Below are 10960 nucleotides of genomic sequence, written 5' to 3'. Positions count from 1 at the left end.
GCCCCGGCGGGGGAGGCGGCGGAGGTGGTGGCGGAGGTGGTGGCGGCGGAGGTGGTGGTGGCGGCGGAGGCGGAGGTGGTGGCGGGTCCGGATCGTCCGGCGGCACCGGCACGTAAGGATAAGGGGTGCCGGCGAGGAAGGGATAGCTCTGGCCCGGCAGCGAGCCCCAGGTGGCGGGGTCGAAGCCCGCCGGCAAACCCTGCACCAGCGCTGCGGTGGTCATCGGCGTGCCGGCGGCGCTCGTCGAAAGGCCGCTCGTTCGAGTGTCCCAATAGGAGTTTTGGACGTCGCCGACAAAAAGGCCGCTGCCCTCGACCGGTGTGATGGCGTTGCGGCCGATCAGCCCGCCCGCCGTGCCGCCCTCGCCGCTGCTCACGGCGCCGACCGCATAGGTCTGGTCGACAAACCCGCCATTGGTGCCGATCAGCCCGCCGGCGACCGCGCTGCCGGTGCCTGTCACCGCCGCGGTGGCGTAGGACTGCGAGACGGTCGCCTCGGCGGCGTACCAGGGCGTGCCGTTGATGCCGACGAGGCCGCCGATGGTGGTGCCGTCGTCGCCGGACACCGGGCCGGCGCCGAACGACTGCGAGACGCTGCCGATGTTCTGGCCGACCAGCCCGCCGGCCGCGCCGCCCGGCCCGGTGGTCGACACCGCCGCGAAGGCGCCGGAGGTCTCGACCGTGCCGTCGTTCAGGCCGACCAGCCCGCCGACCGTGCTGCCTGACCCTCCGCTCGCGGCGCCGTAGGCGAGCGAGCCCGTGACCGTGCCGAAATTGGACCCCGCGATCCCACCGACCCGCGAGAAGGCGCCGCCCGACACGTCGCCCCAGGCGAGCGCGAGATCGATGGTGCCCTCGTTGGCGCCGACCAGCCCGCCGAGTGTCGCGCCGCTCGCATCCTCTCCGGCAGAAATGTCGCCGAGCGCGACGCTGCCGGTGATGGTGCCCTCGTTGCGGCCGACCAGCCCGCCCACGGTGCCGTATGCGCTGTCGGCGGCGATCGCCACCAAGGCGTTGGAGAGACGAATGTCGCCGGTGTTGAGCCCGACCAGCCCGCCGGCGGTCGCCTCCTCGGCGGTGCCGGTCGCGAGCGTGCCATAGGCGTGGACGTTGTCCACGAGGCCTTCATTGGTGCCGGCGAGCATGCCGACCGGATTTGCGCCGTTGCCGGTGACCGTGCCGGTCAGCACGAGATTCTGGACGAGGCCTCCGGTGCCGATCGTCTCGAACAGGCCGGCGCTCGGCGTGCCCGAGCCGAGCCCGGTGATCGCATGGACCGGGCCGACCTCGCCGCCGTAGCCGTCGAACAGGCCGGTGAAGGTGCCGGCGATGCCGGCGAAATCGGTGACGCCGGAAAGGTCGATGTCGCGGCCGAGCGCATAGGTGCCGGCGAGGTTTTGCGAGATCGCCGCGAGATCTCGGGCGTCGTTCACCAGCATGGAGGCGGTCAGGGCCGTGCCCGGCGCCACCAGCGTGGCGAACGACTGCGGCTCGGCATAGCCGTCGGTCGGATTGTAATAGATCGAGACCGACCGGCTGCCGTCGGAAAAATCGATCACCGGGGCGGTGCCGTCGTAGACCACGGTTCCCGTGCCGGTGCCGGTGTTGTCGGCCCGCAGCACCAGCGCGCCGCCGCCGCTGCCGGTGATCAGTGCGCCGCTCTCGAACACGATGTTGCGGTAGGCGCTGAAGATCAGCGTCGCGCTGGTGCTCCAAGCGATGGAGACGTTTTCCTCGACGCGGATGTCACCGTCGCCGACGACGCCGTCGACATAGGTGGTCTGGATGACGTCGGTGCCGGCCTGGAGGCTCGCCTCGATGCTCTCCGCGAGCGACGGCCCGATCACCAGATCGGCGGGGTCCAGCAGCCAGGTGCCGCCGAGCCCCGCATTCACCCGGCCGGACACGGCGAGCGTATGGCCGGAGGTTTCGACGAAACCGCCGCCGGCGGTGCCGGTCGCGGAGATGGTGCCGTCGAAGCGGGTGGCTCCGTCCGACCACAGGACGACGCTGCCGCCGCTGCCCGCCATGCCGTCGGCGCGGATGGTGGCGCCCGCCGCGACGGTCACCGTCTCGGCGGCCGGGATGGCGTAGTCGAGGAGGCGGGTCGTAAAATCGTGGCCGCCGGTGCGGTCGCCGCCGATCAGCACGAGGCCGCCTGTGGTGCCGCTGGCGTCCAGCGCCGCGACCGGCTCGAGCGCGATCGTCCTGCCGGCGACGACGATTTTTCCGCCGGCGTCGCCGTCGCCCGCCGCGTCGAGCGTGCCGGATATCGAAACCGCGTCGGCCTCGATCAAGATGTCGCCGCCGGCGACAGGGAGGCTGGCGCCGCTCGCGGTTTTGGTCGACCCTTTCCGCGCGACCATCCGCTGGGTCGCCGTGACCTTGCCGCCCTCGGCGGTGAGGAAGATGCGGCCGCCCTTGTTGGCGACCCCGGTCGCCTTGACGATGCCGTTGGTGTTGCCGGCGAGCGCATAGACGTTGCCGCCATTGGCGCGCAGCTCCACCTCGGCGGCGGCGATGGTTCCGCGGTTCACCACCTTGCCGCCGGGGCCGGCGACCCGCACCTGCACCTTGCCCTGGCCGAGCGAGCCGTCGCTCACCAAGACCTCGCGGCCGGCGGCGAGCGCGACGGTGCCGTTCGGGGCGGTGAGGGCGCCGTCGTTCTCGACGGTGCGGCCGATCAGGATCACGTCGCCGCGGGCCGAGCCGATCCGGCCGAGATTGACCACCGCTGCGGTGCTTCCGCCGTCGAAGGTCAGCGCGCCGCCGGCGAGGAAGTCGGCGTCCGGCACGTCGAGGGTCGATCCGACGAAGCTACCGCCGGTCTCGATCACGCCGGTCGGGCCGACGGTGATGCCGGCCGGGTTGATCAGGTAGACGCTGCCGGTGGCGGTCAGAAGGCCGTCGATCGACGAGGGCAGGGGGCCGGTCACCCGGTTCAAGGTGGCGCCGCTGCCGTTGTCGAAATGCACCTGGTGGCCGGCGCCGATCGAGAAGGAGCTCCAGCCGACGATGCCGGTCGGGCTGGTCTGGGTGACCAGGAGGCCGGTCGGCGAGGGCTGGCCGATCGAGACGGTGCCGGCGGTCGGCGTGCCGCCGGTCGGCAGCGACTGGGCGGCGGCGGGAGTTGTCGGGGCTGTCGGGGCGGCGAGGAGGGCGAGGCCGGCGGCGAGGCACCCCGCCGTCCGAAGAGCGCGCGCAAAGAACGGCAGTGGCCCCCGGCGGGACCGAACCGTGCGCTGCGTCCCGTCGGCGGCTCCTCTCGTCATTCCGGCATCGTCCTGCTGCGTGCGCCCCGTCGTCGATCGCCCGCCGATGCCGGGCACACCCCGGCGCGGGTAAACGAGATGTAAACGCTAGCAGACGCGGTTTCCGGCCGCCAAGGAAGCGGGCGCCGAAATGGTCGCAAAACGACGGATTTACGGGCCGGCGTTGCGGAACTGCCGCATGGTCTCGGCCGGCCTGTTCTTTCGGGATCCGAAGAAGGGCGGTGTCACCGGCCGCCCGTCTTTCTCACTTCTTCTCTTTCAGGAGCTTGGTGCGGGCCTTTTCCAGCTCGGCGCGCTGCGCCTTCGAGACCTTCGGGAAATGCAGGTCGAGCTTGTCGAGCGCCTCGACGATGGTCTCGACGATCACCAGCCGGGCGAACCACTTGTCGTCGGCCGGCACCACGTGCCAGGGCGCATACGGGGTGGCGGTCGCGCGGATCGCGTCCTCGTAGGCCTGCATATAGTCCTTCCAGTGAGCGCGCTCGGCGATGTCCGCGGCGGAGAACTTCCAGTTCTTCGCCGGCTCCTCGAGGCGGTCGAGGAAGCGCTTCTTCTGCTCGTCCTTGGAGACGTGCAGGAAGAATTTCAGGATCAGCGTGCCGTTGCGGGAGAGGTACCGCTCGAAGGCGGCGATGTCCTCGTAGCGCTCCTCGAACAAATGCCGTCCGACCAGCTTCTGCGGCAGCTTCTGCTTCTCGATCACCTCCTGGTGGACGCGGGCGACCAGCACCTCCTCGTAATAGGAGCGGTTGAAGATGCCGATCCGGCCGCGCTCGGGCAGGCGGATCGCGCAGCGCCACATGAAGTCGTGGTCGAGCTCGTTGGCGGACGGCTGCTTGAAGGAAAACACCTGGCAGCCCTGCGGGTTGATGCCCGACATCACGTGCTTGATGGCGCCGTCCTTGCCGGCCGCGTCCATCGCCTGGAAGATCAGCAGCACCGACCAGCGATCCTGGGCGTAGAGCTTCTCCTGCAGCTCGGAGAGGCGGGTCACCCCGGCGGCGACGAAGACCTTCGCCTCCTCCTTCTCGAGGTCGATGCCGCGGGTGTCGTCGGGGGCGATCTCCGACAGCTTGAACCGGCTGCCCTTGGTGATGCGGTAGGGGGCGGTCAGCGCGGTCGGCTTCAGCGACATGGGAGGTCTCCGGCGGGAATGGACGACACGGCAATCGGCGGCGCGACGATCGGCGGGGCGACCGGCGCCGAGCCGATGCGAAGAATCCGCCTTTTATAGCAGAGGTCTTTCCGCATCGTATCGGCCCAGCGGCGGGTTCCTCCCGGCGATCGGCCAGGCAGGCACCGGAGCGGGCGACCGGCGCGGAAGAGAGCGCGGAAAAAAGACGCGGGATCGAATCGATTTCGACCGGCCGGCTTAAGACGACCGTGAGAGCCGGAAGGTAAGGTCGTCGACGAACGATCGAGAGGGCACTGCCGGCCCGCGATCGTCGGGTCGCATCGTCCTGAGCGTGCGGTCCGTGGCTGCCGGACGTCCGGGTCCCACGCCCCCGGATACGGTCTGAACCATGGTGGCACCGGCGTTCGGGTCCCTGCTCCGGGACGCCGGATGCCGCCATGGCCGTTTTTTTCCCCGGCCGAGCCCCGTCCGGCTCCCCCCGTCCGTCTGCGCCGTCCGCTTCCCTCGCGATCACTTCGCCGGTCGACCGCCTCGTTGGTCGCCGTGCTTCGCTGTTCGTCGCCGCGCTTCGCTTCCCGGCCGATCCGTGCTATCGACGGTGCACCGCAACTGCAACCGAAACGCGTGCCGGCGCCGCGCCGACGCTCCGCCGCCTTCCCTGGCCGCCCGACCACCCTCGGGCTTGGCAAACGACTTGCAAGGAAAACTCGCGCGGGGGGTTGGCAAACGGTTTGCAGCGGGCTACATAGCGAGAACGGGCGTGCCGGCCCTCTGCCGGCGCGCCCTTGCGTGCTCTCGGAAAACACGGTGGTACAGGACTCTGTTCCTTTTAGGCATCCGATCGGATCGATCTGAAGGGAACCGGGACCGACGCTGCCGCTCCGCTGGCACGTGGCCGCCCCTCGTGGGCGGTCGGTCCTGTCCGAGACTGCAGGTGCCCGCGCCCGAACGCCCAGTGCCCACGGCAACGGCTTAATTCCTGGATCGGCTTCCGGTTCCAAGGGCCTGCACAGACGGGGAAGATCGATACGGGGGAGACCCCGCATGGTTCCGACTCGGGTTCGACCCGCGAGCGTTCGCGCGCTTTCGGGGGACAGGGCATGAGGCGTCGTTCTCCGGCGGGCTCCGGCCCCAGGGAGAATGGCTCGACGCAACCGGCGGCTCCTTACCGGGGGTCGCCAACCAGAAAGAGCAAGACGTGGATCGAGCGGCAAAGAAGGAGCTCGTCACGACCCTGAACGAGGTGTTCAAGGCCTCGAACGTGGTCGTGGTGGCCCACTATGCCGGCCTCACCGTCGCCCAGATGCAGACCCTGCGCAGGCAGGCGAAGCAGGCCGGCGCGTCGGTGAAGGTCGCCAAGAACCGTCTCGCCAAGATCGCTCTCGACGGCACCGACGCGGCGATCGTCGCGCCCCTCCTCAAGGGGCCGACCGTTCTCACCTATTCGGGTGATCCGATCGCTGCACCCAAGGTCGTTTCCGACTTCGCCAAGGCCAACGACAAGCTCGTGATCCTCGGTGGGGCGATGGGGACGACCGCCCTGAACCCCGACGGCGTCAAGGCACTCGCCTCGCTGCCGTCGCTCGACGAACTGCGCGCCAAGATCGTCGGCCTGATCCAGGCCCCGGCGACCAAGGTGGCCCAGATCGTCGTCGCCCCGGCGGGCAAGCTCGCTCGGGTGGTTCAGGCCCATGCCGACAAGGGCGAGGCGGCGTGACGCCCTCGCAAACCCGAACTATCGCGAACCGAGAAGGAATTATCGCAAATGGCTGATCTCCAGAAGATCGTCGACGACCTGTCGAGCCTCACCGTTCTCGAGGCGGCCGAGCTGGCCAAGCTGCTCGAGGAGAAGTGGGGCGTGTCGGCGGCCGCCGCCGTCGCCGTCGCCGCCGCTCCGGGCGCCGCCGCCGCGGCTCCGGCCGAGGAGAAGACCGAGTTCACCGTCGTTCTCGCCGCCGCCGGCGACAAGAAGATCGAGGTGATCAAGGAAGTCCGCGCGCTCACCGGCCTCGGCCTCAAGGAAGCCAAGGACCTCGTCGAGGGTGCTCCGAAGCCGGTCAAGGAAGGCGTCAGCAAGGACGAGGCCGAGAAGGTCAAGGCCCAGCTGGAGAAGGCCGGCGCCAAGGTCGAGCTCAAGTAAGCGGTGGAACTCGAGTAAACGTGAGCTTTTGCTCGGCGATTCCGCACCCATATTGCGGAATCGTCGCCGCCGCCTCAGGGTGAGCGGCCGCAGTGCGGTCCGGGTCCGCCCGGATCGCCGAATTTCGGACGGTGGACCCGCCGGATCCGGCCGCAGTGCGGCACCGGATCGTGCGAGGGTCGCCGAGATGCCTGCTTCCGGCCCGCGGTCCTGCACCCGTCGGAAGCCCCCCGCTGCCGTTTTGGCCGGCGGAGGAAGCGAGAGGCCACGATGGCAGAGACGTTCACCGGTCGCAAACGGGTCCGCAAGTTCTTCGGTAAAATCCAGGAAGTCGCAGAGATGCCGAACCTCATCGAGGTTCAGAAGGCGTCCTACGACCAGTTCCTGCTGGTTCAGGAACCGAAAGGCGGGCGGCCCGACGAGGGGCTGCAGGCCGTCTTCAAGTCGGTTTTCCCGATCTCGGACTTCTCCAACACGGCCCAGCTCGAATTCGTCCGCTACGAGTTCGAGCCGCCGAAATACGACGTCGACGAGTGCCGCCAGCGGGGCATGACCTATGCCGCGCCGCTGAAGGTGACGCTGCGCCTCATCGTGTTCGACGTCGACGAGGAGACCGGTGCCAAGTCCGTCAAGGACATCAAGGAGCAGGACGTCTACATGGGCGACATCCCGCTCATGACGAACAACGGCACCTTCATCGTCAACGGCACCGAGCGCGTCATCGTCTCGCAGATGCACCGCTCGCCGGGCGTGTTCTTCGACCACGACAAGGGCAAGACCCACTCCTCGGGCAAGCTCCTGTTCGCCGCCCGCATCATCCCGTATCGCGGCTCCTGGCTCGACATCGAGTTCGACGCCAAGGACATCGTCTATGCCCGCATCGACCGCCGCCGGAAGATCCCGGTGACGTCGCTGATGTATGCGCTCGGCATGGACGGCGAGGAGATCCTCAACACCTTCTACAGCCAGGTGCTCTACAAGCGCACCAAGGACGGCTGGCGCGTGCCGTTCGACGCCAACCGGATGAAGGGCTACAAGGCGATCAACGACCTGGTCGACGCCGACACCGGTAACGTGGTGGTCGAGGCCGGCAAGAAGATCACCGTGCGGCAGGCGCGCCTCCTTCAGGAGAAGGGGCTGCAGGCGCTGCGCATGACCGACGACGAGCTGCTCGGCGCCTACATCGCCGAGGACCTCGTCAACGTGAACACCGGCGAGATCTATGTCGAGGCCGGCGAGGAGATCACCGAGAAGACCCTCAAGCTGCTGGCCGAGGTCGGCTACAACGAGGTTCCGGTGCTCGACATCGACCACGTCAATGTCGGCCCCTACATCCGCAACACGCTCGCGGTCGACAAGAACATGCGGCGCGAGGACGCCCTGTTCGACATCTACCGGGTGATGCGGCCGGGCGAGCCGCCGACCATCGACACCGCGAGCGCGATGTTCGAGTCGCTGTTCTTCGACAGCGAGCGCTACGACCTCTCCGCGGTCGGCCGCGTGAAGATGAACATGCGCCTCGACATGCAGTGCCCCGACACCATCCGGGTGCTGCGCAAGGACGACATCCTCGGCGTCATCAAGACGCTGGTAGATCTGCGCGACGGCAAGGGCCAGATCGACGACATCGACCATCTCGGCAACCGCCGGGTGCGCTCGGTCGGCGAGCTGATGGAGAACCAGTACCGCATCGGCCTTTTGCGCATGGAGCGCGCCATCAAGGAGCGGATGTCGTCGGTCGACATCGGCACCGTGATGCCGCAGGACCTGATCAACGCGAAGCCGGCGGCCGCCGCCGTGCGCGAGTTCTTCGGCTCGTCGCAGCTCTCGCAGTTCATGGACCAGACCAACCCGCTGTCGGAGATCACCCACAAGCGCCGCCTGTCGGCGCTCGGCCCGGGCGGCCTGACGCGCGAGCGCGCCGGCTTCGAGGTGCGCGACGTGCACCCGACCCATTACGGCCGCATCTGCCCGATCGAGACGCCGGAAGGCCCGAACATCGGCCTGATCAACTCGCTCGCCACCTATGCGCGCGTCAACAAGTACGGCTTCATCGAGGCGCCGTATCGCCGCGTGCGCGAAGGCTGCGTGACCGACGAGGTGGTCTATCTCTCCGCCATGGAGGAGGGCCGCTACTACGTCGCCCAGGCCAACCAGACGGTCGACGGCGAGGGCAAGTTCACGGAAGACCTGATCGTCTGTCGCCACGCCGGCGACGTCTTGATGATGCCGCCGGACCGCGTCGACTACATGGACGTGTCGCCCAAGCAGCTGGTCTCGGTCGCCGCGGCGCTGATCCCGTTCCTCGAGAACGACGACGCCAACCGCGCGCTGATGGGCTCGAACATGCAGCGCCAGGCGGTGCCGCTGGTTCGCGCCGAGGCGCCGTTCGTCGGCACCGGCATGGAAGGCGTGGTCGCCCGCGACTCGGGCGCCGCCATCGCCGCCCGCCGCACCGGCGTCATCGACCAGGTGGACGCCACCCGCGTCGTCATCCGGGCCACCGAGGATCTCGATCCGACCAAGTCGGGCGTCGACATCTATCGGCTGCAGAAATTCCAGCGGTCGAACCAGTCGACCTGCGTCAACCAGCGCCCGCTGGTGAAGGTCGGTGATCACGTCGCCAAGGGCGACATCATCGCCGACGGTCCGTCGACCGAGCTCGGCGAGCTGGCGCTCGGCCGCAACGTGCTGGTCGCGTTCATGCCGTGGAACGGCTACAACTTCGAGGACTCCATCCTCCTCTCCGAGCGGATCGTGAAGGACGACGTCTTCACCTCGATCCACATCGAGGAGTTCGAGGTGATGGCCCGCGACACCAAGCTCGGGCCGGAGGAGATCACGCGCGACATTCCGAACGTGTCGGAAGAGGCGCTGAAGAACCTCGACGAGGCGGGCATCGTCTATATCGGCGCCGAGGTGCATGCCGGCGACATCCTGGTCGGCAAGATCACCCCGAAGGGCGAGAGCCCGATGACGCCGGAGGAGAAGCTCCTGCGCGCCATCTTCGGCGAGAAGGCCTCGGACGTGCGCGACACGTCGCTCCGCGTGCCGCCCGGCGTGCAGGGCACCATCGTCGAGGTGCGGGTGTTCAACCGGCACGGCGTCGAGAAGGACGAGCGTGCGCTGGCGATCGAGCGCGAGGAGATCGAGCGGCTCGCCAAGGACCGCGACGACGAGCAGGCGATCCTCGACCGCAACGTCTACGGCCGTCTCGCCGAGCTGCTCGACGGCAAGGTCGGCATCGCCGGCCCGAAGACCTTCAAGAAGGACTCGACGATCACCCGCGCGGCGCTCGACGAGTATCCCCGCTCGCAGTGGTGGCTGTTCGCCACCGACGACGACCGGCTGATGACCGAGATCGAGGCCATCCGCAAGTCGTACGAGGAGAGCAAGAAGGGCCTCGAGCAGCGCTTCCTCGACAAGGTCGAGAAGCTGCAGCGCGGTGACGAGCTGCCGCCCGGCGTGATGAAGATGGTCAAGGTCTTCATCGCCGTGAAGCGCAAGATCCAGCCGGGCGACAAGATGGCCGGCCGGCACGGCAACAAGGGCGTGGTGTCGAAGATCGTGCCCGCCGAGGACATGCCGTTCCTGGAGGACGGCCAGCCGGTCGACATCGTGCTGAACCCGCTCGGCGTGCCGAGCCGCATGAATGTCGGCCAGATTCTCGAGACGCATCTCGGCTGGGCCTGCTCGGGCCTCGGCAAGAAGATCGGCCAAGCGATCGACGCCTATTACGGCGGCGGCGGCCTCAAGCCGCTCCAGACCACGCTGCACGAGGTCTACGGCGAGGAGGAGACCATCCAGTCGATGGGCGAGGGCGAGCTGGTCGAGCTCGGCTCCAACCTGCGCAAGGGCGTGCCGATCGCCACCCCGGTGTTCGACGGCGCCAAGGAGCAGGACATCGAGCGGTTCCTCAACATGGCGGGGCTCGATCGCTCCGGCCAGGTGACGCTGTTCGACGGCCGCACCGGTGATCAGTTCGATCGCAAGGTGACGGTGGGCTACATCTACATGCTGAAGCTCCACCACCTGGTCGACGACAAGATCCACGCCCGCTCGATCGGCCCGTACTCGCTGGTCACCCAGCAGCCGCTCGGCGGCAAGGCGCAGTTCGGCGGCCAGCGCTTCGGCGAGATGGAGGTGTGGGCGCTCGAGGCGTACGGCGCGGCCTACACCCTGCAGGAGATGCTCACCGTGAAGTCGGACGACGTCGCCGGCCGCACCAAGGCGTACGAGTCGATCGTGCGCGGCGACGACACCTTCGAGGCCGGCATCCCGGAGAGCTTCAACGTGCTGGTGAAGGAGATGCGCTCGCTCGGCCTCAATGTCGACCTGCACAACTCCAAGCAGTCGCGCGGTCCGGGCGACACGGCGGAGGCGGCCGAGTAAGCCGATGCGGGCCGGGCACGAC

Annotated in this window: 5 protein-coding genes; 3 read left to right on the top strand and 2 right to left on the bottom strand. The window is 68.4% G+C overall.

All coding sequences use genetic code 11. From position 1 onward, the window contains the following. Both A33M_RS07745 and A33M_RS07740 read right to left on the bottom strand, forming a co-directional pair. Positions 1-3271, bottom strand: a 3271-nt coding sequence (locus A33M_RS07745; RefSeq protein WP_157223374.1) for a two-partner secretion domain-containing protein, incomplete at its 3' end; no start/stop codon positions are given. A 244-nt stretch (positions 3272-3515) separates the two neighbouring features. Beyond that, positions 3516-4406: a polyphosphate kinase 2 family protein gene (locus A33M_RS07740; protein WP_008385458.1), complete on the bottom strand. Its 891-nt coding sequence runs from the start codon at positions 4404-4406 to the stop codon at positions 3516-3518. Between the two features lie 1198 nt (positions 4407-5604). Between A33M_RS07740 and rplJ the strand changes: the two genes are divergently transcribed. The 3 genes from rplJ to rpoB all read left to right on the top strand — a co-directional run bounded on the left by rplJ (position 5605) and on the right by rpoB (position 10938). Next, the gene (gene rplJ, locus A33M_RS07735) at positions 5605-6123 is read left to right on the top strand and encodes a 50S ribosomal protein L10 (RefSeq protein ID WP_008385456.1); all 519 of its coding nucleotides are present in this window, start codon (positions 5605-5607) and stop codon (positions 6121-6123) included. A 48-nt stretch (positions 6124-6171) separates the two neighbouring features. After that, positions 6172-6546 carry a 50S ribosomal protein L7/L12 gene (gene rplL, locus A33M_RS07730; RefSeq protein WP_008385454.1) on the top strand — a complete coding sequence of 125 codons (375 nt, stop codon included), beginning with the start codon at positions 6172-6174 and terminating at the stop codon, positions 6544-6546. 270 nt (positions 6547-6816) lie between these two features. Then, positions 6817-10938, top strand: a complete 4122-nt coding sequence (rpoB, locus tag A33M_RS07725) for a DNA-directed RNA polymerase subunit beta (protein ID WP_008385451.1) — start codon at positions 6817-6819, stop codon at positions 10936-10938. Positions 10939-10960 lie beyond the last annotated feature (22 nt).

This window comes from Rhodovulum sp. PH10, from assembly GCF_000293785.1.
Taxonomy (GTDB): Bacteria; Pseudomonadota; Alphaproteobacteria; order Rhizobiales; family Xanthobacteraceae; genus Rhodoplanes.
The sequence above is the reverse complement of the archived record's forward strand: the minus strand, read 5'-3'. Positions and strand labels throughout refer to the sequence as shown.